This is a genomic window from Luteibacter sp. W1I16, assembly GCF_050434905.1.
Lineage (GTDB): Bacteria > Pseudomonadota > Gammaproteobacteria > Xanthomonadales > Rhodanobacteraceae > Luteibacter.
Genome location: NZ_JBNDJJ010000001.1, coordinates 2,422,849 through 2,445,854 on the forward strand (window position 1 = coordinate 2,422,849; position 23,006 = coordinate 2,445,854).

17 protein-coding genes and 1 pseudogene are annotated in these 23,006 nt (G+C 60.2%); 12 read left to right on the forward strand and 6 right to left on the reverse strand.

The window, feature by feature from the left end:
- Nucleotides 1–71: 71 nt before the first annotated feature.
- Nucleotides 72–509 (forward strand): hypothetical protein, encoded by a 438-nt coding sequence (locus QFZ41_RS10720; protein ID WP_429198763.1) that lies wholly within the window; start codon nt 72–74, stop codon nt 507–509.
- 56 nt (nt 510–565) lie between these two features.
- Here QFZ41_RS10720 and QFZ41_RS10725 read toward each other — a convergent pair whose 3' ends face one another.
- Both QFZ41_RS10725 and QFZ41_RS10730 read right to left on the reverse strand, forming a co-directional pair.
- Entirely contained in the window at nt 566–1,165 is a 600-nt protein-coding gene (locus QFZ41_RS10725) for an NADPH-dependent F420 reductase (protein ID WP_429198764.1), read from the reverse strand.
- Between the two features lie 72 nt (nt 1,166–1,237).
- Entirely contained in the window at nt 1,238–1,972 is a 735-nt protein-coding gene (locus QFZ41_RS10730) for an SDR family NAD(P)-dependent oxidoreductase (protein ID WP_429198765.1), read from the reverse strand.
- 112 nt (nt 1,973–2,084) lie between these two features.
- Between QFZ41_RS10730 and QFZ41_RS10735 the strand changes: the two genes are divergently transcribed.
- Nucleotides 2,085–2,447, forward strand: coding sequence for a winged helix-turn-helix transcriptional regulator (locus tag QFZ41_RS10735; protein ID WP_429198766.1), 363 nt, complete (start codon nt 2,085–2,087; stop codon nt 2,445–2,447).
- 205 nt (nt 2,448–2,652) lie between these two features.
- Here QFZ41_RS10735 and QFZ41_RS10740 read toward each other — a convergent pair whose 3' ends face one another.
- The 3 genes from QFZ41_RS10740 to QFZ41_RS10750 form a co-directional block, all read right to left on the reverse strand.
- Nucleotides 2,653–4,569, reverse strand: a complete 1,917-nt coding sequence (locus QFZ41_RS10740) for a M61 family metallopeptidase (RefSeq protein WP_429198767.1) — start codon at nt 4,567–4,569, stop codon at nt 2,653–2,655.
- A gap of 104 nt (nt 4,570–4,673) precedes the next feature.
- Nucleotides 4,674–5,048, reverse strand: coding sequence for a DoxX family protein (locus QFZ41_RS10745; RefSeq protein WP_429198768.1), 375 nt, complete (start codon nt 5,046–5,048; stop codon nt 4,674–4,676).
- Nucleotides 5,049–5,088: 40 nt separating this feature from the next.
- Nucleotides 5,089–5,961, reverse strand: a complete 873-nt coding sequence (locus QFZ41_RS10750; protein ID WP_429198769.1) for an NmrA family NAD(P)-binding protein — start codon at nt 5,959–5,961, stop codon at nt 5,089–5,091.
- A 130-nt stretch (nt 5,962–6,091) separates the two neighbouring features.
- On the opposite strand from QFZ41_RS10750, the gene QFZ41_RS10755 reads away from it, so the two are divergent.
- From QFZ41_RS10755 to QFZ41_RS10800, 10 genes and pseudogenes are all read left to right on the forward strand, one after another.
- Entirely contained in the window at nt 6,092–6,997 is a 906-nt protein-coding gene (locus QFZ41_RS10755) for a LysR family transcriptional regulator (protein ID WP_429198770.1), read from the forward strand.
- A 291-nt stretch (nt 6,998–7,288) separates the two neighbouring features.
- Nucleotides 7,289–8,215: an IS110 family transposase gene (locus tag QFZ41_RS10760; RefSeq protein WP_429198771.1), complete on the forward strand. Its 927-nt coding sequence runs from the start codon at nt 7,289–7,291 to the stop codon at nt 8,213–8,215.
- A 974-nt stretch (nt 8,216–9,189) separates the two neighbouring features.
- A pseudogene (locus tag QFZ41_RS10765) lies at nt 9,190–10,408 on the forward strand (tyrosine-type recombinase/integrase).
- Between the two features lie 28 nt (nt 10,409–10,436).
- Complete coding sequence (locus QFZ41_RS10770; protein ID WP_429198772.1) at nt 10,437–11,339, forward strand: adenylate/guanylate cyclase domain-containing protein; 903 nt, start codon at nt 10,437–10,439, stop codon at nt 11,337–11,339.
- Nucleotides 11,340–11,346: 7 nt separating this feature from the next.
- On the forward strand, nt 11,347–12,144 hold the full coding sequence (locus tag QFZ41_RS10775) for an adenylate/guanylate cyclase domain-containing protein (RefSeq protein WP_429198773.1): 798 nt from the start codon (nt 11,347–11,349) through the stop codon (nt 12,142–12,144).
- 1 nt (nt 12,145) lies between these two features.
- Nucleotides 12,146–12,844: a Pycsar system effector family protein gene (locus tag QFZ41_RS10780; protein WP_429198774.1), complete on the forward strand. Its 699-nt coding sequence runs from the start codon at nt 12,146–12,148 to the stop codon at nt 12,842–12,844.
- A 22-nt stretch (nt 12,845–12,866) separates the two neighbouring features.
- Nucleotides 12,867–16,892 carry a hypothetical protein gene (locus tag QFZ41_RS10785; protein ID WP_429198775.1) on the forward strand — a complete coding sequence of 1,342 codons (4,026 nt, stop codon included), beginning with the start codon at nt 12,867–12,869 and terminating at the stop codon, nt 16,890–16,892.
- 539 nt (nt 16,893–17,431) lie between these two features.
- Complete coding sequence (locus QFZ41_RS10790) at nt 17,432–18,445, forward strand: two-component system sensor histidine kinase NtrB (RefSeq protein WP_429198776.1); 1,014 nt, start codon at nt 17,432–17,434, stop codon at nt 18,443–18,445.
- Nucleotides 18,438–19,823 carry a nitrogen regulation protein NR(I) gene (ntrC, locus tag QFZ41_RS10795; protein ID WP_429198777.1) on the forward strand — a complete coding sequence of 462 codons (1,386 nt, stop codon included), beginning with the start codon at nt 18,438–18,440 and terminating at the stop codon, nt 19,821–19,823. The genes QFZ41_RS10790 and ntrC overlap by 8 nt, the downstream gene beginning before the upstream one ends.
- A 4-nt stretch (nt 19,824–19,827) precedes the next feature.
- Nucleotides 19,828–20,283, forward strand: coding sequence for an N-acetyltransferase family protein (locus QFZ41_RS10800; protein ID WP_429198778.1), 456 nt, complete (start codon nt 19,828–19,830; stop codon nt 20,281–20,283).
- A gap of 196 nt (nt 20,284–20,479) precedes the next feature.
- Here QFZ41_RS10800 and QFZ41_RS10805 read toward each other — a convergent pair whose 3' ends face one another.
- The gene (locus tag QFZ41_RS10805; RefSeq protein WP_429198779.1) at nt 20,480–22,996 is read right to left on the reverse strand and encodes a sensor domain-containing protein; all 2,517 of its coding nucleotides are present in this window, start codon (nt 22,994–22,996) and stop codon (nt 20,480–20,482) included.
- Nucleotides 22,997–23,006: the final 10 nt, after the last annotated feature.

A 23,006-nucleotide genomic window follows, 5' to 3' on the forward strand; every position in this document is an offset into this window, starting at 1 on the left:
CGCGATCGCCGATGGGTGGAATTTACAGGGTCAGTCAGATACTAGGCCCGTTCCCACTGCCGAGCTACCCGATGTCGATTTTGTTGCTTGTCGCGCCGATTCACCCCTCGGGAGCGGAGGCTGTAGCCGATGATGCGTTAATGAGTCTGTGGGAGCGCGCGCAAGTGCATGGCGAAGATCTGGTCTGGCGAGCTTGCGCCGACATCGAGCAAGTGACCGATTGCCTGGCCGGTCGGCAGGCCGCCTCGGCGGACCTGATTCTCATGGACGTCGACGCGGATGCGATACCCGAGACACAGGTGGCTCCGCTACGCCGCGCGCTCAACGCACTGAACGTGCCGTTGATCGAGATCCACGCCGATAGCCGCGCCGGCGACCTGGCAACAATTTCTCCAGCTCACCCGTCCTTGGTGAGCGTTACCACGCCAGGCAATCCCGCCGCTGGTTATGAGATGGCGCTTTCAATCGGACTTCGTTATCTGGCTCGGAACCGGCAAATGGCGGCGTAGCTGATCGCGGAACCTGACCTGACCAGCGGGCGTAATCAACTGGCGATCACCATTCATCAGTCGAACTTGATCAAGTCCTTGAAGATCAGCTTACCCCAGCTATTTCCACGCGCCTGCACCAGCATTCCACCTTCCGAAAGCCCGCCGAGTTTGATCGGTGAGAAACCGAGATGTTCCGCAAGCACAGCAATCTCCGCTGCGGCGCTGTCATCGTCGCTCGCCAGGAATACGACTCTCCTCCCGCCATGTACGGCCGGATCTTGTCCAAGGACGGCAGCGCCCAAATGGTTGAAGCCCTTGACCAGCCTTCCACCCGTGAAGGCCTGCGCGACGAACCTGGATGAAGGCTGACCTCCTAGTTCTTCAGGAGGCACGCCATAGGCATTGGTTACGTCGACGATCGTCTTCCCTTGCCAGCTAGGCAGCGCCTTCGCGACGTCCTGGTGTGCCTCGAAACGGACGGCCAGAAAGACAACGTCCGCCTTTACCGCTTCTGCCAGCTTTTTTGGAACGATCGTCGGACCGATCGCGGCCGCTTCGGCTGCGAAGCTCTCGGGATCGCGCGTGGTGGCAACGGATACGTTGATGCCGTTACGGGCAAACGCCTTGGCGAGAGCCTGGCCGATCTTGCCGAACCCGATAATTGCGTAGCTCATAGAGTTTCCTTTGGTTTCGCGCGCCCGGCAGGCTACTCATGTCGAACGGAGCAACCTGTCGAGCGCAGCGCGTCAGAGTTGCGCCAGGCCGCCGTCGACGGCGACTTCGCTGGCGGTCATGAAGCTGCTGTCTGACGACGCGAGAAAGGCTGCCACCGCTCCGATCTCCGCTGGATCGGCCATGCGCTGGAGCGGAGTCATCGAGGCGAAGACCTTCTGACCTTCTTCGCCCAGCGCTTCCTTCGCGAGTTCGGTCGCCGTTGCACCGGGCGACAGCACGTTGACCCGGATGCCGGTGCCTTTCAGATCCTCCGCCCAGGTCCGCGCGAGGTTGCGCACGGCGGCCTTGCTCGCGCTGTAGGCGCTCATGCCCGGTGCGCCCGTCGTGCCGGCGCTCGATCCGGTCAGGATGATCGAACCGCCTTCGCCCATCAGTGGCAGCGCCTTCTGGACCGTGAAGATCGTGCCCTTCACGTTCGTATCGAAGGTTTCGTCGATGTGCTCGGCAGTGATCTTGCCCAGCGGAAGCAGGCTTCCCGCGCCGGCGTTGGCAAAGACGATGTCGAGGGTTCCGCGCTCGGCTTTCACTGCCGCATAGAGGCGATCGAGGTCGGCCGGATCGGAGACCGAGCCCTTCACGGCGCGGGCGTCGGGCCCGAGATCGGCCACGGCGGCGTCAAGCGCTTCCTGCCGGCGGCCGAAGATGAAGACGAAGGCTCCCTCTTCGATGAAGCGCTTCGCCGCGGCGCGGCCGATGCCGGTAGCGCCGCCGGTGATCACGGCGGTCTTTCCATTCAGTCTGGTCATGATGTTGATCCTTGGGTTGGAGTCGTGGGGAAGCAGCGAACTGCTTACTTGAGACCAAGGATGTGGCGCTGATAACCTAAGGACAAGTATGCACTTTTTGGTAAGTACCCAAATGACGACGCCTCCTGAAACCTGCGATCCCGGCTGCGGGCTCAACGCCACGCTCCGCATCATCTCGGGCAAGTGGAAACCACTGGTCCTGTTTTTCCTGCGCGACGGGCCGAAGCGCTACGGCGAACTCAAGCGCTTGATCCCGGGCGTCAGCGACAAGGTACTGATCCAGCAATTGAAGGATCTGGAGATGGATCACGTGCTGGCGCGGACCGACTACAAGGAGGTGCCGCCACGCGTGGATTACTCGTTGACGCCGTTGGGCCGCAGCCTGGCTGAGGCGATCGTTCCGCTGTGTACGTGGGGAACGGAGAACATGGTGGAGATGGCGGGCATCTTTGCTGAGCGTGATGCTGTGCTCTAGCGGAATGGTGAAGAACCGTTGAATCGGATGAACCTTCCGGTAAGGCTTTCGTCATAGGGCTGGTGCCACCGTGGGTTACTCTGGTGGATCGACCCTGCCTATCGTCACTTCGACTACGATCCGGCGGCGTTCGACGTGCTGCGCAAGCGAAGCGTGCGTGAGGCCACCAAGGCGATGGCGCACTGATGGCGTCGCGTGGTACGCATCACCTGGCGTCGAGCAACGCGGACAATCGGTCAGCTGTGTCTTTGATGCGCTCGAGGTGGGGATAGCGCAACCCACCTCGATAATCGATGTCGACGACGCGTTTGTGACCGCCGGTGTCGGCACGGATACGTAGTGGTTTTGACGAAGCCGACTGGACCGCCGCCAACAGCAGGCGAGTCGAAAAAGGTTGCCCGCCTACCTCGAGCACTTTGGCACCTGGGGATAGACCCGCTTTAAATGCCGGGCTGTCCCATTGAACCGACTGAACCGTTCCATCCGGCTCGATCCGTAGACCGATCGAATAATCGAAACTGATGGCGCCGGCTTCCTCCTCATCCTGACGGAACGTTTCAGTGGGCGTGTCGTTATAAACAAGTTTCCAGCCCGCCCGGGCCAGGCCGGCAATCGCTTCATCCGCGCTGCGGGTATGAAGATGCCGATCGAGAAAGGCCGCCCAATCGTCCGGCGCTACCTTGTCCAGCGCATCGCAGACATCCCGATAGGTGTAGGTTCGCGTCAATGGCGCGCTGTCCTTGACGAAGAAGATACGTGCGAAGTCGTCGATACCTCGTTGTTCACGGCTCAGTTGGCGCAGGCGTGCATCCACGTCTAGCCATAGCAATACGCCTTCGGCGTAATAGTCCTCACGACGTTGCCAGTCAGGCATCGCGACATGGTGCTTTGCCATGAAGACCGCGTCATTCGTGCTGTCTTGCAGGTCTTTCCAGCGCCGGCCGCTGCGGTTGGCAACGGTGGCTGCATCCATTGCGAGCTTGTCCAGTGTCTGCTGCCGATCGCGCAGGCCGGCGCGCGCGGCTAGCACGCGTCCCCAGAATTCGCTTTGCCCTTCATACACCCATAGCAGCGAACCACCGACCGGTTGATTAAAGGTGGGCGACCACAAGTCAGCCGGCTGGCGCCACCGTCCGTTCCACGCATGGACGAATTCGTGCGCGATCAGGTCGAGGTTATTGAGTTGTTCCGCAGCGTGATTGAAGTACGTAGCGGGGAGATTGTTTTCTCCTTCTTCGAGATGTTCGACGCCACCACCGCTGCCGTCGGGCGATAAGACGTCGCTCAGGGTGACGATGGCGTCGTAGTGGCGATAGGGCGCCGAGCCGAAGGTCTTGAGGCCCTGACCGATGAGCGCTCTGACACGGTCGACTTCGGGTCGCGTGATCGCGAGGTCCTTCTCCGCGTCCGCCAGGAGGTCGAGCGTCACCGGGTGAGACGCGCCCTCGTTCAACATGATCCGGCGTGTGTATCGCCCGGCGTAGACGGGAGCGTCGACCAACTGCTCCAGCGTTACCGGTTGGAAGCCCAGTGTTCCGTCGTCAATGGTCTGGAAAGCCAACGCCGTGAAAGCCGTCAGCCCAGGAGGCAGTGTGAGCTTCGCGGCCACGGGGATGTTTCGCACGTACCAACCGGCGGGGTAGAGCAACACGCGCTGCCAGGGCACTATCGCCATGTCCGGCCGCAACAGGTGGGCTTTGGCCGGCGCAAGGAATTGGAAGTCCAGCGTGATCGAGCTCGCCCCCTTGGGTACGTCGACGTGGAAAGCGTGCATATTCACGGCATCGCGGCGCCAATCTGTCGCCTTCCCATCGACGGATATCGCCAAGCCAGCCAACTCCGCAACGGTGGCGGTGGGCGCATGACTGGCCGTTTCCCATTCGGGATAGAGCAGGACAATATCGCCTGATGCCTGGACGGGAATCGTCTCGCGAATGGAGAAGACCTGGTGATCGGTATCGGTGGCGTTGACGGCCAATTCGATCGCGCCATGGAACGGCCTGTCCAACGGGGCGGGCAGCGCTGGCGGGATCGGTGCGGCGATCGGCTCCGATTCGGCCTGCGTGGTCGCGGCTCCCGCTGTCGAGGCTGACAGTGCAAGGACCACCGGAATAACGCGCAAGAATAGCCGCCCTGTATCTGCTTTCAACGTTCCACCTCGAGCGGTTTTTTCTTGGTCGGAAAACGTAGGGATGTTCTTCGTTCTACTGATTGATCCGAGGTGGATCAAGGATCTTGATCGGTGATCGGATTCGCCGTCCGCATGCGCCAGCTTGTCCAGCCAACCACAAGTGACAATGTCGCCACGACGAGTGGTGGCACGGCGTGCCCATATTCGCCGTGGACAATGACGGTCGCGAGGGCGCCAAGCATGATGGCGCAGCCGAGAGCCGAACCCAAGAGGCGACTCGGCACCCGGACGAGCAGGATGGCAGCACCGAGTTCCAGCGACCCAGTCACGAAATGGAACCAGCGCGGGTAGCCCCATTTCAGGTATTCCTCGTAGATGGGCGCAGGAGCCAGGAGATTGCTCACTGAGCCAACGACGAAGAATGCGGCGAGAACGAAGGGTAAGACTCGGCGCCAGGAGATTTTCGACATGTGTCTGACCTTACGGTTACATTGAGGGCCTACCTCGACCCTACGCTGAAGCAGCTTTCCGGGCCGCCGAAAAAACATCGCGGGCAGACGTCGCGCCCGCAACGTGCTCCGTACCCTCGCCCCCGAGATCCGTTCCCCCGGCGTTGACGAAGTCATACATGGTTTCGGCCAGGCCAGACTGGCCCTTCGGAACGCCAAATTGCTCGAACGTATCTGGCCAGGCGGTCCGCGGGACAGAAAGGGCCTTGATGTCGAGTTTCATCACGTCGCCCAATTGCGCCGCGACCTCGTCCGCGCTCACCATCGAGCCGAGTTCGATGATCCGATGCCCCGGCCAGGCGGGTCCGCTCAGAAGCGTCGCGATCTCGTTGCCGATGTCGTTGGTGGCGACCATGGCCGACTTCCTGTTTGTCGGATTATGGAAGACGGGCAGCGTGCCGCCCTGAGCGACGTGCAAGCCGTAAAGGAAGTTTTCGAGGAACTCACCGGCCCGGACATAGGCGGTCGGCAGTTTCAGGTCACGAAAACCTTGCTCCAGAAGCGATAGAGCCGTGATCAGCCCCATCCCGCTGGCTCTGTTCGCGCCCATCGACGAAAGCGCGACGACTCGCGGCACCGGCACCTTGGTGAGCGCCTCGACGTAGTTCGCGATGACGGCTTTTGCTTCCTTGAAGTCCGGCGAGGGTGTCCAGATGGGGGGCAACATGACAAATGCGCCATCGACACCCTCAAGCGCCCGCTCGATCGAGACCGCATCGTTCCAGTCGCCGTCAACCAGTTCGACGCCATGGTCAGCCCAGCTTGCCGCCTTTGTGCGGTCTCGGACCAGGGCGCGTACTTTCTTGCCTTGCGCCAGTAAATGAGTCGCCGCGGCGCCACCGACTTTTCCCGTAATTCCCATCACCAAAAACATGTGCGTACTCCAGCAGTCAGTTCGATCATTCACGGTACCTCGCGCGCTATCATTCGGATACGAGGCACATTCGGAACGGGCTGTGTAGATGAACTTAACAATGGCTCGAACCCACCTGGACGGACTGGTCATGTTTTTGACCGTGGCGGAATGCCGGGGCTTTCGTGCCGCGGCACGGCAGCTTGGGGTCACGCCGTCCGCGGTCAGTCAGGCGATACGGAGTCTGGAAGAGCGGGTTGGCGCGCCACTCTTCTCTCGTACGACACGAAGCGTCGGGCTGACCGAAGCGGGCGAACGCCTGCTTGCCCACGCGCGCCCGGCGGTCGACATGCTCACGGCAGGATTGGATGCCGCGAGTGGATTGGGTGGCGAAATTACCGGCCGACTGCGCATCAATATGCCCAGGCCGATCTTGCCGTTGCTGGTGAATCGCTTGCTGCCCGACTTTCTCGACGCCCACCCCAATGTCGAACTCGAACTGGTGGGCGAGGATCGTCCGATAGACATCGTCGAAGAAGGTTTCGATGCGGGGATACGTCTCGGAAACTTCGTCCAGGTCGATATGGTCGCGGTCTGGCTGACGCCACCGGAACGCTTCGTCGTCGTCGGCGCCCCGGCGTTATTTCGGAAGCATGGCTGGCCGGCATCTCCGTACGATCTGCAAGGCTTCCGTTGCGTATTGCTCCGCCAGTCCGTGCGAGCCCTCGATCACTGGCAATTCGTTGTCGACGGTGAACGCATCACGGTGGGCGTCGAGGGGCCACTCGTGAGCAACGACATCGAAGCCTGCATTCGCTCGGCATTGAGAGGTGTCGGGCTCTTCCAGGTGCCGCAATCGCTCGTGATGTCGCACCTTGAAAGCGGGAATCTGCAGACCGTGCTCGAACCCTATTGTGAAGAGGTTCCTGGGTTTTCCCTTTACTACCCAAGCCGACATCAGTTACTGCCGAAACTTCGTGCCTTCGTGGATTTCGCCATCCCGCGAATGCGCAGGGAGTTCGAGCCGGGCGATTACCTGCCTAATCCCGTGTCCTAGAAGCTAGGTGGTGGGAGCCGACCCTGTCGGCGATGGGTGCATGCCTCAACCTGGCCCGCTGCCGCGGGATCGCCGACAAGGTCGGCTTGTGTCTTTCCGAAGGGCTAGGCTGGGAGGTGAGAGCGGAGTGCGGCAAGCCGATGGACGGCAGTGCTGCGAGCACGTGTGGGAGCTAGGGCTGCCGCACTCCCTCCACTGAAGCCCGAACAGTTGCTCGAGTCGTACCTCGAATTCACAAGCCGGGGCATGGTGGAGGTGCTCTCACTGCCGATCGTACTCCGGAGTGAAGCCATGAGCATCTTTGTAGGTATCGACGTGGGCAAAGCCACGCTGGACGTGGCCTGCCATCCCCGCGGCCCCGGCGGGCGCTTCACCAACTCGCCCCAAGGGCACCGTGCGTTGCTCGAGGCGCTGGCGCCACAGGCGGTCCAGCACATCGCCATCGAGGCCACGGGCGGTTACGAACGAGGCATTCTCGACGCCTTGGCCCAGGCCGGTTATTGCGTCACGCGCCTGGCCTCGCACCGGGCCACGGCCTACGCACGGGCCTTGGGCCACTTCGCCAAGAGCGATGCCCTGGACGCGCAGGTGCTGGCCCGCATGGCCGCCCATGTGACGCCCCAACCGTATCAAGCGCCCTCGCCCGAACGCGCGGAACTGGCCGAGTTGCTGCGTTGCCGTCTGCAACTGGTCGGACAGCGCGATGACAACCGCCGCCGCCTGGCGCAGACCCGGCTGGCCGCGGCACGGCATGCCCTGCAGGCCATGATCGAGGCGGCCAAGGTCCAGATCGCCGACCTGGACAAGCGCATCGCCACGGCCACGACGGCGGCGGCGCCCGCGTCACGGTTGCGCGAGGTCCCCGGCGTCGGACCGGTGACGGAAGCCACGCTGCTGGCCTACCTGCCCGAGCTGGGGCGACTGTCGCGACAACAGATCGCGGCGCTGGTCGGTGTTGCGCCGTACGTCGACCAAAGCGGCCGGCGCGACGGGCCTCGACGCGTCCGCGCCGGCCGATGGGTCGTCCGACGTGCGCTCTACATGGCTACCTGGTCCGCCATCCGCGTCAAGGGCAGCGCCCTCGGCGCACGGTATCGCGCCCTACGGGCGCGCGGAAAGCTGGCCAAGGTCGCCCTCGTCGCCTGCATGCGCAGCTTCATCACCGCCATCAACGCCATGGTCCGTGATCAGGTCGGCTGGCGATCCGACGCACCTTGAGGAGCCAAAGCAAAAAAGACAGTTGCTTGTATGCGAACGCCGGTGCGCCTGTTCCCGAACGTCTGCTCGCGCTTTCTCCCATGCGCTTTCGATCCGAGTCCATGGGTGTCACGGCTGAGTTCGCTTCTGATTTCTCTAGTCTGACTATTATCGAAGGTGGGCCGCCGATGAAGTTGGTGCGCTTTCAATAGATAGCCAGATGGACGGATTCCCATAGTCGGTACAGACAAATTCCCATAGTCGGTACAGGCCCAGTCGGAAGCGAAGCGGCTGGCAAGCCGCGGATGCTTCCAACGGGAAGCCGAGAGGCCGAGTGGTGCAGCGAGGTCAAGGAGGGCGGCGCAGCCGCAGCGAAGGCCGTTGGCGCGGGATGGAGCGAAGCGACTGCCACGGAGGCCGCAGCGGCCTTCGACCTAGCCAGCTGCGGCGGGAGGCAGGGGAGGGGGAACCGGCCACGAAGAGGCTGGGGGAGGGAGCCCCCCCCGCCCGGGGGTCGACGTCGCGTAGGCGCAAAGCGCCGGAGGAAAGGGGTGGTCAAAAGAGCATAGTCAGAACACGTGCGCTCAACTATGGTGGACGCGAGCTAGAGTCTGAACCAATCAACTACTTACATTCGCGACTCGTCGCAGCCATGTTTGGCGGACCGATGATAGGCACCAAAGTTGGTCGGTCGTTAGATCTGCGACATCGCTCACACCCGTCTTCTGTTGTGGGCGGCTTTGCAGAGCTATGTTTGGACGGGCACTATGGGGAACCTCCCTGCGGTGTGGACTGTTCAAGGACGCGGGTTCGATTCCCGCCACCTCCACCAACAAGACGTCTTCTGACGTACCAAGAAGGCCGGAACCTAAGCACTAGCAGGGGTTCCGGCTTTTTTTTTTGTCCCACGCTGTGCCGCGAGATTCCTTGAAATCCGGGGACAAGTGGGGGCAACATCGGGGGCAACAAACGTATGATTGCCGAAAGTTGCCCCCATGCCCCTTACGAACGTAGCGATAAGCAAAGCCAAATCCACTGGTAAGACTCAGCGCTTGTTCGACGGCGGCGGCCTCTACCTGGAGATCTCGCCAGCCGGAGGAAAGTGGTGGCGGCTCAAGTACCGCTTCGGAGGAAAGGAAAAGCGCCTTTCTCTAGGCACCTATCCCAACACCGGTCTCGCTGACGCTCGCGAAAAACGCGACACTGCACGCAAGCTGCTAGCTGCTGGGATTGACCCAACCGCGCAAAGAAAGCTCGTTAAAGCCGACGGTGAAGAGCGCTCAAAAAATAGTTTCGAAATCGTGGCGCGCGAATGGCATGCGAAGCAAAGCTTAGCGTGGGTAGAACAGCACGCGAGCCGAATCATGCTAAGGCTCGAAAATGACATCTTCCCTTGGCTAGGCAGCCGGCCGATCGCCGAGATAACGGCCAAAGACTTCTTGATAACTGTAAATCGTGTTGTCGATCGTGGCGCTGTCGAATCTGCACATCGCATACTTCAGAACTGCGGGCAGGTCCTTCGCTATGCGATCGCAACGGGACGTGCACAGCGCAACCCCGTGGCTGACCTACTCGGTGCCCTGCCTCCGGTCAAGCCTAAAAACTTAGCTGCGATCACTGAGCCAGCTGCAATCGGAGGCTTGCTGCGTGCCATAGACGCCTACAAAGGCACCTTCGTCACTAATTGCGCCCTGAGACTAGCTCCACTTGTATTTGTTCGCCCTGGAGAACTCAGGCACGCGGAGTGGTCCGAGTTTGACCTCGACAAGGCAGAGTGGAACATCCCAGCCGAGAAAATGAAGATGCGATTGCCGCATCTGGTGCCCCTTTCGCGACAGGCTATAGAAATCTTGCGGGACCTCCAACCGCTGACTGGAGCAGGCCGCTATCTGTTTCCGAGTGCACGCAGCACAAAACGCCCAATGAGTAATAACGCTGTACTTTCTGCATTACGGAGAATGGGATTTTCCACCGAGGAGATGAGCGGGCACGGGTTCCGTGCGATGGCAACGCACTGTTCTAGACGAGGTCCTTAATTTCCGTCCAGATTTCATTGAGCATCAACTTGCCCATACAGTGAAGGATCCAAACGGAAGAGCCTACAACCGCACGTCGCACATCTCGGAACGCCGCCTAATGATGTCCTCCTGGGCCGACTATCTGGACAGGCTCAAGCAAGAGAGTACAGTCCGTTCGGTCGGCACGCTGGGATAGCTATACCAAAGTAACTCAGGGGGAAAGGATGCAAAAGAAAGGACGATTCGATTTCGTTATTGAGCGATCTGACGCAAACGAGAAAGAGAGGACCGTCAAAATTTCGATCCAGCCTGACCCGAGACGGTATACGGAAGTTACTAAAGCAGGTGAGCGATACTATCTGGACAAGTACCTGAAGGTACTCGTGCCCTGGGAAGAAATGCGCAGGGAAATGGCGGGCCTGCCAATTTTTAGCCTCTCGCCGTCGATCAAGTCTTCGCGGGACTACGCTAGAGGCAGGCGAGAACACGTCACCAACGAGCTTCGCGGCGAGGACCATTCCCCTCCCCTTGAGAAAGCATCACAGCACCGAGAACTGGACGGAGGAGATCTGCGAGATCTCACCTTCCTCTCGGTAGACATATGCGGATCGTCCGCATACCGACGAGAAAACGCCGAGAACTTCGAGAAGGCTTACACCCTTCTCATCCGAGAACTAGGGACGCTGGTCGGCCATTTCAACGGTCACCTACTCAAGCTCACTGGCGACGGGTTCATTGCTTATATAGACCACCCATCATTTACCAGCCAGTGCGACGCAACGATCGACCTTGGACTCTCCCTCTTGGTACTTGTCAACGACACGATAAATCCGTCCCTCCGATCAATAGGCATCAATCCCATATCGATCAGGGTTGGGGCTGACTATGGGGAAGCAACAATACGGACAATAGCTATACTAGCTACAAACTACCAGAGCGTCGAAGTTGCCAGCGACGCGCTCAACCGAGCTGTAAAAATCGAGCAATCATGTGATCCCAACCAGTTTCGCATTGGCCGTGAACTTTACGAGTTGATCCACGTCCAGTGGCTCGAACGAGCGACCGAAACACCCTTCCACGGAACGAGCATAGGCATTCCGGGCTACAAGGTATATGTCGTCAACTGACTCCTAGATGCGCCTAACGATCGTCAAGCCTGAGAGGGATAACATCGTGGATTATGAGAGCCTCAAGAAGTCCTATTGGGACAGGCAAATGCAACGCGTGCTCCGTCTACGAGATCGAATCAGGGAGCGAGACGATGCATTAGCGAACGGCCGCGTTGTTCCGGATGGCGCTGATCTAGCGCTCGGATCAGGTCGCAGGTTGAACATGGCGGTGATGTTCATCGATATCTGTGCCTTCACTTCACGACCGGCCGAAACCGATGCGGAGCAAAGGGAAATGCTGGCTGCACTAAATCTGTTCTTCTCGGAAATGATACGCGTCGCGGAAGATTACGCGGGAACGGTGGAGAAAAATACGGGCGATGGCCTGATGGCCTACTTCGAAGATAATGCCGGAACCCCGCCGGAGTCAGGGTCCAAGCGCGCGGTGGCGTGCGCCCTGACCATGATGGCCGCAAGGGAGCATCTTATAGATCCCATCCTCGTTGCGAGCGGCTTTACTCCCTTTGCGTTCCGAATATCAGTTGATTACGGCACGGTGACCATTGCTAACCTCGGTGTGGCCCGGGGCTTCAACTCATACGTAGCGATCGGGACCACAGCAAACTTCGCCGCAAAAATGCTCAGCCACGCTGATGCTCAAGAAATCGTGATTGGGGAATCCGTACGAAAGAACCTTCCGATAAATTGGCGAACTCATTTCACGCAGGTCCATCCAGAGCCGACCGGGTGGACTTACAGAGTATCCAGTGAACCGTACCTGCTCTACAAATATACCGGGCGCTGGTCGCGCCTAACGGAGTGAGATGATGGCCACCACCGAAGATCAATCTAGCGGCGACAATACGAACATTCCGTCCCCTCCGGATATTGATACGGTCACACTGCTCTCTCAGTCAGGCCGAGCACCTTCCGCACCAGAGGCGACGATGAGGGCCCATCTATCCGACGAAAATGTGCCCGCTGCAGCGACGAAATTCGCGGGAGAATCCCACGAGTACATCCGCGAATACATTCGCAACGCGGACCAGAAAGCCATCTTCTACTTCTCTGTGTGTTCAGCACTTCTGGCATTTGAGCACACGCAGAACTGGGCACAGCACTGGCTCAGGCCATCCTCAACTTGGTCGGCGATGGACCTCATTACGTGTGCTTCCATGATCGGCCTAGCCGTATCAGCCGCCTGCTTCCTATACGTCGTCATACCGAGACTCGGTGGATCTCCTCGCGGTCTAATCTTCTTCAAGTCAGTCGCAACTTACACGAATGCTGAGGAATATGTTTCCGATGTCGTAAAGCGGTCTGAGGCGGATCTGACGTCAGAGAAACTCCGGCACTGCTACGAGCTAGCAAAAGTAGCCTCATCAAAGTACACCGTGCTTGCCGTCGGGTTGCGCATCGGCTCCGTGGCGATCCTTTGCTCGCTTTTTCTACTTGTTTCCGCAACAACGCCCCAGGACGGGGGGGCAGCGGCAAAAGGCGCATCTTCCCCATCACAAAAATAAAGTACGACGGACAGTTTCTCTTATGAGCTCGACTTTATACCTCAAGCGTACGTTATCCTCAGATAGCAAGACGTATACCGAAGAAGAGCTCATATCCTCTTCGCGCTACGTCGTAGTCTTAGCAGAACCCGGCGGTGGGAAAACCGAACTCCTACACAGTCTCGCTCAACAGTTGGGAACAAGAGTTTTAACAGCAAGTAAGTTCCGATATAGCGAAGCGCGGTCGGAGGGTCTTCCGCTAGTACTTGATGCGTTTGACGAGCTGGCGAAAGTTGACGCGTCGGGCATCTTTCAGCTTCTGGCCAGAGCTGAGTCGACTAATCCGACCTACGTCTACCTGTCGAGCCGCTCCAGTGAGTGGGGCAACGCTTCTACAGCCGCGTTCCGAGACTTTCTCGGACATGTGCCCCTGGTGGTAAGGCTATGTGCATTTGAAGAGTCAGAGCAGCGTGCGATCTTCGAAGATCACGCACGAGGAGAAGATTTCATAGATTTTCAGGCCGAAGTAGCCCGATTCGACTTAGAGGCGCTACTCCCGAACCCCCAGTTCCTAAAACTGTTTGCTGACGCGTATATCCAAAGCGGCAGACACTTCACAAACAAGCGGTCCATCTTCGCGCAAGCAGTTGAGCGTCTAGCGAGGGAAGTTAATGTTGCCGTAGCCAGAGCAAATTCCACCCTTTCTGCCGCTCAACGTGTCAATTTATCCTCAGAGGTCTTCGCCAAGATACTGCTATCCGGCGTTGAAGGTGTCTGCACGAGCGAAGCCGCTGAAGACAGAATGTACCCTTTGTTGGCGCCGCTCGTTAATGGAAGCATGGCGGCCGACGGTATTCTTGCAACTCGTCTTTTCAAGCCCACGGAGCGCACTGATCAACATCGTCCGGTACACAAAATCGTCACTGAATACTGTGCGGCGGACTATCTTTGTAAGCGAATAGTAGATCCAGCCGATCCTTTAACGTGGGCCAAGTGCATGCCCATAATAGCCCCGAATTCGATCGTGCGAGACGAGCTACGGGGACTGCTTGGCTGGATGGCTTCGCTAGGGAATAAGTCGATTGAGCAAGCGGCCATCGAACTTGATCCTTACGCAGTGCTTGCAAACGGCGATCCCTCTCAGCTGGAGCAGTCGTCCAAGCGTTTACTTATAGGCCGACTGAAAGATATTGAAGCTCGAGACCCCTACTTTCGAAGAGGTGACTTATGGCGACGCTTCAGCGTAGCGGGCTTCTTCACCAGAGACGTCGTGGACGAGATCAGACCTCTTCTCGCTACTGGACGCGACGGACATTTGCGCGACCTGATCCTTGAACTACTAGTGGATTCCCCGATAGTCGATCAACTCACAACTGAGCTTCGGCAACTCGCTTTAGCATCGAGCGAGAGCAAGACCTCCCGCATGCTGGCAAGTAGATGTCTAGTCGCAATCGTTGACCACGACCATTTGGCGGACGTGTCTGCACTGATTGCCGAGGCCACCCACAGTTCGCTAAATGTTGCAGCGGAGACCATTGCCGCCCTGGGCCATGGGGCATTTACCCGTAGACACCTTGCCGACTGCTTTCGGGCCTCCGCAGGTCTCTATCCGATCGATCACAATCACCGTGAGCGCACGATAGGTGAGCGCTACTTTCTGAAATATTCTGTCGACGGGTTGGATCTTGCGTCGGTCCAATGGCTCCTAGACGAACTTACAGCGGGCCTCTCGTGCACATGCGAAAAGAAGTCTCATGAGTGCGGCTGTCGAAATGGCATAAGTAAGATCGTCGGTCGACTTCTGGACCGCTACTTCGAACTGGCCGCACCCCCTTTCGAGGCAACACGTATCTGGAAATGGGTGAAGGATCTTCGATTTCACGAGCAGAGATCACCCGATCAGAGCAAGGCTGTTCAAGTACTTCAGAACGACCATGGCTTACGCCAGGAGATCATTTCTCATGTATTCGGAACCCTGACCGATCGCGACCATATCTTTGAAAACAAGATACATAGATTCGACTGGCACTCGCACTCTGGGCTGAATTTTCAGACAGGTGACTATCGATTTATTATCGACTTAGCTTACCAAACGGACAATCCGACTCTTTGGTCAAGCTTCATGGCTAGGCACCAATACCACCGAAGCAAGGAGAACAGAGGCGAGGACATCCTGCGTCGACATATGCGTGAGCAAGCGTCATCAAAGCGCTCCTTCATGCGTGAGTGGGCTAGATCCAACAGAGAAGCCGCAAGATTTGAACGCAGCCATCGAGTGCCAAACTTTAGACACGCGCGAAGGATGAGGCGCCGGCGAACGAAGCAAGACGACATCCGCGCGGCCAACATCAAGTACGTCCAAGAGAATAGGGAAATCATCGAAGGTGGACGTCACTGGGGCTTTCTGTATCGCTTCTCAGAGATCACTCTGATGAGTCCGAATAGCATCGAGAAAGAGTTTGGTGATGAATTCCTCGTTCGGAATGCACTTAGAAACTGCCTTGACTTCCTCACTCCTTACGTCCCAGATCTACCAGGCATCGCAAAGCTTCGTTGCGCCTCCCAGTTTCATCAGGCAGAGACAGTTCTTTACGCGGCGTGCTTAGAAATATTACGATCTAAAGGCAATCTTGAAGGCCTTGACAATCGGCTACTCAGGTCTCTTCGAACCAACATCAGAACACACTACAGCGGCGTTCCGAAGGAGGACGCCATGGCGCTGAAGCGAGAAGTCGATCGCCTAGCCTTCCCCGATGAAGCGAGCAGGGAGAGCTTTTTGCGAGAGTACGTTGAGCCGCAGTTGGCATCGCCAGAATGTCCTCATCCTGATGTGTGGCTATTGCGTGGCGACGAAACTTTTAGCAGTTTTCGCGCCGCACTGTCCATCGAGTGGCTTCAGCGCTTTCGTGGCCTAGCGCTTGGGTCGCTAGATACGCTGTTTGACGTAGCCGCTCAGCATGGAAATCGCGAAGATCTGAAAGCCATCATCGCGGAGCGTTGCGCGGAATTCTCAACCGTATCGACCATAGGTGGCGAGGTCGAAGGTATCGATCCTGAACTCGCATTCTGGCTAGTACGTGCCTTTTACTTTCTGAATGATCCGCCTGACGAGTGCTGGCGGTGGCTCAAGCACGACGAGGACACAGTGCACCTATTATACGAGCGGTTCGGGCGAATGAGCAGCAATGACCACCCGTATTGGCCAAGGTTGACGCCGAGGAAAGTGGAAGCAATCCTAGATGTCTTTGTCGAGAAGTGGCCCAAGGTTGACCTGCCAAGTCACTGGGGTACTGGAAGTCCGAGAGGTGAAAATGCCTACCGCTTCCTGACCGAAGTCATTTGGGTGATGGTCGATGACGATCACGACGATGCAGTTCTTGTAGCAGATCGCCTCCTTGCAGATCTCCGCTTCGCGCACCTGCATAAGGACTTGAAGAGCATCCGCGCAGGCCATGTGAAGAAGCGCGCCTTGAAGAACTTTGAGCCACCGACGCCAGAGCAAATTGTTGATCGACTAGATCGTGATGCGGTGGTGACGGTCGAGGGCCTTCGTCAACTAGTTATCGAAGAGCTCGATCATTTTCAGAAAGCCATTAAAGGTGGCGAGTACAACTCCGCAGATTTGTTCTACGAAAAGGGCAGTCGGCTCGACGAAGAACGATGCACCGAGATCATTGCTGAGCGTCTAAGTCTTAGACTTCAGACACAGAACATAGTAGTGACCCCGGAACATCAACTTAAAGCCTCAAAACGAAGTGACTTTACAATCGCCAAGCTGATTGGCGGCAGAAGGCGGCTGCTTGTTGCAGAGGTGAAAGGACAGTGGCATAGGGAGCTATATACGGCCGCATCCATACAGCTCTATGAACGTTACGCGATTCATCCCGATGCAGAACAGCAAGGGATTTATTTGGTAATTTGGTTTGGGGCTGATGAAAAGGTTGCCGGGCGCAAGAATCACGGAATAGGAAGCGCTTTTGAGCTCAAGCGTCGCATCGAGTCGTCGCTACCACCTGAACTCACCGGCCAAATCGACATTTTTGTCCTCGACGTGTCCAAGGTGCGGTGAGGTTCTCATGGAACTTACGTCCAGCATGCTGACAAGTGCCTCACACGACACGGGCAAAGAGTGCTTGGCTGTCCGTCTTCCACCCCGTGGCTACTTGAAAGTAAACGGCCAACGCAGAGATATCATCATGCGATTGCTGTGACATAGACCATGGAGTGTCTCTCTGCTCTACCGATGTCTTCCGGAAACATCGGCGCCATGTTTACATCCGTCGAGTCGGCTTTGGGCCACAAAGGCTAGCGGCATCCGTCTAATCAAAAACTATACATATTGATAAGCGACAAGGGTGCCCCGAGGCGCGCAGCGAAAAGCTCCTTTGGTCCCATTGAAGCCGGGCGAGCGTCTGGCGAAGCAGACTCACGGTGGGCTCCCTAGTGGACTCGCGCGCTGCTCCTCGCCCCGGGCGGTGTGGCGCGGCCTTCGATGGAGAAAGTTGGATTCCCATAGTCTGTGCAGTTGCCTCGACTATGGGAATCCGTCCACGCGACCTCCGAATTAGTCCCATTGCCCCCGCCCCCCTAACTCCCTACATTGGTGCAATGCATGCACCCAACCAGGCGGAACTGCTGACCCTGCTGTCCACCGGCCTAGCCATCGTAGGCCCAGACAGCCGCGTCCAATGGCTCAACCCCGCCCTCGGCGAGGTCCTGGACGTCGGCCCGAGAACCGCTGTCGGCCAGGAACTGACCACCCTGATGCGGGAACCGAGCCTGGCCTCGCAACTCACCCGCACCCTCTCCGAACGCCGCGCCTTCAACCTCCGCGGGGTCACCTTCGGCGTGGCGCGGGGGCGTGAAGTCACCGCCGACCTGACCATGCAGCCGATCGACGAGAACAGAATCCTCGTCGAAGTTCATGCGCTCGCCCCGGATCTGACCCCAGGCGGCACTCCTCTCTCGGCAACCTTGCGCGGCTTCGCCCATGAGGTAAAGAACCCCCTCGCAGGTTTGCGCGGCGCGGCCCAACTGCTCGAACGCCGCGTGATGGAAGACGACCTCCGCCAACTCGCCAGCATGGTGATCGGCGAGGCCGACCGGCTGGCGGCTCTGGCCGATGGCCTCCTACGCCATCGCGGCGCGGCACGAATCGCCCCGGTGAACGTGCACGAACTGCTCGAACGGCTTGAGGGCCTAGTCGGTGCCGAAGCAGACGCACCGCGTCTTCGCCTCGATTACGACCCCAGCTTACCGGACAGCCTCGGCGACACGGACCGCCTGCTCCAGGTCCTCCTCAACCTCACCCGCAACGCCGGGGAAGCCGGGGCGGAGACGATCACCCTGCGCACGCGAGTGGAACATGGCGCGCGTCTGGGCGAGCGAACGGTACGGGCGGCCCTCCGTGTAGACGTGGTCGACGACGGTCGCGGCGTGCCGGACGATCTGCGCGATTCACTGTTCCAGCCCCTCGTGTCGGGACGTCCCGACGGCACGGGTCTCGGCCTCGCCCTGTCGCGCGAAATCGCGCTCGAACACGGTGGCGACCTGCGCTACACCAGCCGTCCCGGCGAGACGGTCTTCTCGCTGTACCTTCCGATGGAGCGGCCGCATGACTGAAATCTGGATTGCCGACGACGACCGCGGCGTGCGCTTCGTGCTCGCCGAAGCCTTGCGCGATGCTGGGCACACCGTGCGCGAATTCAGCGCGGGCGACGCGGTGCGCGCGGCGCTGGCCGAGGGCAGGCCGGGCCTGCTCGTGACCGACGTGCGCATGCCGGGCGAAGACGGCCTGCGCCTGCTTGAAGATCTCACCCGACGCAACATCGGCCCGGTGATCGTGATGAGCGCCTATACCGATGTGGCGACGACGGCTGCGGCGTACCGTGCGGGCGCGGCCGATTATCTCGCCAAACCCTTCGACCTCGATCGCGCGGTCGAGGCGGTGGAGCGCACGCTCGCCATCGCGCACGAGGAAGTGGTCGTGCCGACGCCGAGCGGGAATGCGCATGCCTTGATGGGCGAAAGCCCGGCGATGCGCGAGGTATTCCGCCTGATCGGCCGCGTGGCGGCGAGCGACCTCAACGTATTGATCACCGGCGAGACGGGCACGGGTAAGGAACTCGTGGCGCGCGCGCTGCACGAGGAAAGCGCACGGCGCGGCAAGCCCTACGTGGCCTTGAACACGGCGGCCATCCCCGCCGAGCTCCTGGAGAGCGAACTGTTCGGTCATGAGGCTGGCGCCTTCACGGGGGCGACGCGCCGCCACGCCGGTCGCTTCGAGCAGGCCGATGGCGGCACCTTGTTCCTCGACGAGATCGGCGACATGCCGTTGGCGTTGCAGACGCGCTTGCTGCGCGTCCTGGCAGGCGGCGAGTTCTACCGCGTTGGTGGACGCGAATTGATGCACGGCAACGTGCGCATCATCGCGGCCACGCACCAGGACCTGGAGGCGCGCGTCGCCGCCGGCCTCTTCCGTGCGGACTTGAAGCATCGTCTCGACGTGGTGCGCATCGCCTTGCCATCGTTGCGCCAGCGGCGCGGCGACATCCCCCTGCTGGCGCGGCATTTCCTCGCGCAGGCCTCGGCGGAGTTGAAGCTGCCGCCGAAGCGCTTCTCGCGCGGCGCGATGAAGCTGATCGAGCAGCGCGATTACCCGGGCAACGTGCGCGAACTGGAGAACCTGTGCCGACGGCTCGCGGTGATCGCTCCGGGCCCGGAAATCCAGGCGGGCGACCTGGGTGGGCTACCGACACGCGAAACGCGCAGCGCGGAGTGGACGGATGCCCTGCGCATCTGGGCACAGGATGCGCTGGCGCAGGGCGAGGTGGACGTGCATGCGCGCGCCCGCGACGCGCTGGACAAGACCTTGCTGCAGGTGGCGCTGATCGCCAACGATGGCCACCGGCAGCACGCGGCGGCGGCGCTTGGCGTCGGCCGCAATACCCTCACACGCAAACTCGGTGCGTCGCGCAAGCGGCGCCCATCGAACGGATAGCCCCATGACACTAGAGATTCGCCGTGCCGCTCCGGATGACGCCGACGCCATCGCCCGCTGGAACATCGCCATGGCGTGGGAAACAGAAGAGAAGCGCCTCGATCCGGAGATCATCGGTCGCGGCGTGCGTGCGGTGTTCGACGAGCCCCGGCGGGGCTTTTACCTGATCGCAGAACTGGACGGCCTCGCCGTGGGATGCCTGCTCGTCACCTATGAGTGGAGCGACTGGCGCTGTGGCGATTTCTGGTGGGTGCAGAGTGTTTACGTGGTGCCCGAGGCGCGGCGCGCGGGGGTCTTCCGTGGGATGTACGCGCATGTGAAGGCGATGGCCGAAGGTGCCGGGGCGGTGGGGCTTCGGTTGTATGTGGAACTGGAGAACGAGCGGGCGCAGGCGACGTATGCCGGGCTGGGGATGAAGCGGTGTCATTACTTCATGTATGAGGCGGCGCTGGGGGCTTGAATCGCCGACAGGGTCGGCTCCCACCCAGGGCGGCTCCCACACAGGGCTGTGGTGGGCCACCCAGGGCCGTGGTGGGAGCCGACCCTGTCGGCGATTCAAGCTAAAGGCAGACCTGTGGCTAAAGGCAGACCTGTGGCTAAAGGCAGACCTGTGTCTAAAGGCAGACCTGTGGGAGCCGCTTCAGCGGCGATGCCTTTCAATCCACCGGCACGCGCGGATCACCCGTATCCACGACCGAAATACGCTCCTCGAAATCACGCACCGTCATCGCCTTGCCGAACAGGAAGCCCTGCATCTGCGAGCACCCCACCGAGTCGAGGAAGCTCGCCTGCTCCATGCTCTCCACACCCTCGGCCAGCACATGCTTGTTCATGCCCTTGCCCATGGTGACGATCGCGCTGACGATGGCGGCGCTGTCGTTGTCCCATGCGACGTCGCGGATGAAGGCGCGGTCGATCTTCAGCGTGTCGATCGGGAAGTGTTTCAGGTACGAAAGGCTGCAATAGCCGGTACCGAAATCGTCCAGGCTCAACGAAACGCCGAGCGACTTGATCCTGCGTAGCAGGTCGGCGATATGGTCGCCGCCTTCCATCACCGTGCGCTCGGTGAGTTCCAGTTCGAGCAGGGTGGGGTGCAATCCCGTTTCGGCGAGGATGGCGCCTAGTGATTCGAAGAAGCGCGTGTGCTGGAACTGCAAGGCCGAGACGTTCACGGACACCGACAACGGCCGGTACAGGCGTGTCCAGGTTTCGGCCTGCCGGCATGCCTCGCGCAAGGCCCACTCGCCGATGGGAACGATAAGGCCACAATCTTCCGCCACCGGGATGAACTGCTCCGGCGTATACACGTCCTCGCCGTCCACCTGCCAACGCAGCAGGGCCTCTGCGCCTACGATGGTACCTAACCCTACGTCGACCTTCGGCTGGTAGTACAAACTGAGTTCGTTACGCGCCAGCGCCTTGCGCAGTTCCACTTCGATGCGCACACGCGCGCTGTTGCGTTCGTTCATGCGAGGGTTGAAGAAGCGGTAGCCGTTGCGTCCCTGCATCTTCGCCTCGTACATCGCGGTGTCCGCATTGCGCAGCAGCGACTCGGCGTCCACGGCATCGTCGGGGTACACGCTGATACCGATGCTGAAACTGATGGTCAGCGCCGAGGTGTCCACGTTGACGGCCTGGCTGCAGGCGGCCAGCACCTTCTCGGCGACGGTGCTGGCGTCGGAGGGACCTTCGATCTGAGGCAACAGCACCACGAATTCATCACCGCCCAGGCGGCTCACCGTGTCGTCCGTGCGCACGGAGGCGCGAATGCGCCGCGCGATCTCCTGCAACAACACGTCGCCCGCCGCGTGGCCCATCGTGTCGTTGATCTGCTTGAAGTGATCGACGTCGACGAAGAGCAACGCGGCGCGTTGGTGGCGCCGTGCCGCCACGGTCACCGCGAATTCCATACGCGAGGTGAGCAACGCGCGGTTGGGCAGGCCGGTGAGGGTGTCGTGGTGGGCGAGGTGGGCCATCTTCAGGGCGAGCGCGCGGGTCTCGCTCACGTCATGGAAGACCACCACGCCGCCGATCACGTTGCCGGCGTGGTCGTGGATCGGCGCGGCGGAATCCTCGATCGGGCTGTCGAAGCCGTTGCGATGGATCAGGATCGCGTCCGTGGTGAGGCCGACGATGCTGTTCTTGTCCACCGCCATGATCAACGGGTTCGGAATCGGCCGGCGCGTGAGTGGATCGCGCAACTGGAAGATGTCGTCCATCGGCCGGCCCACGGCCTCATGGCTCGACCAGCCCGTCATCGCCTCGGCGATGGGATTGAGCGAGGTGACGATGAGGTTTGGATCGGTGGTGATCACGGCGTCGCCGATCGACTTCAGGGTCACCTCGGCGAGTTCGCGCTCGCGGAACAACGCTTCCTCGAAGGCCTTGCGCTCGCTGATGTCCTGCACCTGCGAAATGAAGTACAGCGGTTCGCCGTGCTCGTCGCGCACGAGCGACACGCTGAGCTGCGCATGGACGACGTGGCCGTCACGGTGCAGGTAGCGCTTCTCCATGTGGTACGACAGGCTCTCGCCCGCGAGCAACTTCCCGACCAGCGCGAGGTCGGCGGCGAGATCGTCGGGATGGGTGAGTTCCTGGAACGCCCGCGTCATCAGCTCGTCTTCGTCGTACCCCAGCATGTCGCACAGCGCATCGTTCACCTGCAGCCAGCGCCCGTCGGGGAGCACCAGCGCCATGCCGATAGCGGCGTAGCGGAAGGCCTGGAAGAAACGCCGCTCGCTTTCCTTCAGCCGCGCCTCGAGCTCGCGCCGGCTGGAGATGTCGGCGAGCAGGATGGCCACGCCCCGCACCTTGCCCAGCGAGTCGATGTCGGGCGAGAAGGTGGCCTGCGCGTGACGGCTGCCGTCCTCGTGGGCGATGGCGCGATCGGCCACGATCGGCGCCCCGGCGAGGGCCGCGCACAGGTCCGGTTCGATGCGTGCGTGCAGGTCGGGCGAGATCAGTTCGTCGATGCGCCGGCCGACCACGTCGTCTTCCTGGATGTTCATCCAGGCGAGGTAGGCGGGGCTGGCATAGCGGTAGCACCGGGACGTATCGACGTAGGCGATCATCGCCGGCGCGCGTTCCAGCAGATACGCGGACCAGTCCGAGGGTGAAGCGTTCGCGGGGAGGGCGGAAGCGGGCATGCGGTCGCCGAAAGGACGTCGACCCACTCTAATCCGT

Excerpts from the sequence above, each read along its gene's own strand:
- QFZ41_RS10720 (WP_429198763.1), top strand. The coding sequence starts at position 72 with ATGTCGATTTTGTTGCTTGTCGCGCCGATTCACCCCTCGGGAGCGGAG.
- QFZ41_RS10725 (WP_429198764.1), bottom strand. The coding sequence starts at position 1,165 with ATGAGCTACGCAATTATCGGGTTCGGCAAGATCGGCCAGGCTCTCGCC.
- QFZ41_RS10730 (WP_429198765.1), bottom strand. The coding sequence starts at position 1,972 with ATGACCAGACTGAATGGAAAGACCGCCGTGATCACCGGCGGCGCTACC.
- QFZ41_RS10735 (WP_429198766.1), top strand. The coding sequence starts at position 2,085 with ATGACGACGCCTCCTGAAACCTGCGATCCCGGCTGCGGGCTCAACGCC.
- QFZ41_RS10745 (WP_429198768.1), bottom strand. The coding sequence starts at position 5,048 with ATGTCGAAAATCTCCTGGCGCCGAGTCTTACCCTTCGTTCTCGCCGCA.
- QFZ41_RS10750 (WP_429198769.1), bottom strand. The coding sequence starts at position 5,961 with ATGTTTTTGGTGATGGGAATTACGGGAAAAGTCGGTGGCGCCGCGGCG.
- QFZ41_RS10755 (WP_429198770.1), top strand. The coding sequence starts at position 6,092 with ATGTTTTTGACCGTGGCGGAATGCCGGGGCTTTCGTGCCGCGGCACGG.
- QFZ41_RS10760 (WP_429198771.1), top strand. The coding sequence starts at position 7,289 with ATGAGCATCTTTGTAGGTATCGACGTGGGCAAAGCCACGCTGGACGTG.
- QFZ41_RS10770 (WP_429198772.1), top strand. The coding sequence starts at position 10,437 with ATGCAAAAGAAAGGACGATTCGATTTCGTTATTGAGCGATCTGACGCA.
- QFZ41_RS10775 (WP_429198773.1), top strand. The coding sequence starts at position 11,347 with ATGCGCCTAACGATCGTCAAGCCTGAGAGGGATAACATCGTGGATTAT.
- QFZ41_RS10780 (WP_429198774.1), top strand. The coding sequence starts at position 12,146 with ATGATGGCCACCACCGAAGATCAATCTAGCGGCGACAATACGAACATT.
- QFZ41_RS10785 (WP_429198775.1), top strand. The coding sequence starts at position 12,867 with ATGAGCTCGACTTTATACCTCAAGCGTACGTTATCCTCAGATAGCAAG.
- QFZ41_RS10790 (WP_429198776.1), top strand. The coding sequence starts at position 17,432 with ATGCATGCACCCAACCAGGCGGAACTGCTGACCCTGCTGTCCACCGGC.
- ntrC (WP_429198777.1), top strand. The coding sequence starts at position 18,438 with ATGACTGAAATCTGGATTGCCGACGACGACCGCGGCGTGCGCTTCGTG.
- QFZ41_RS10800 (WP_429198778.1), top strand. The coding sequence starts at position 19,828 with ATGACACTAGAGATTCGCCGTGCCGCTCCGGATGACGCCGACGCCATC.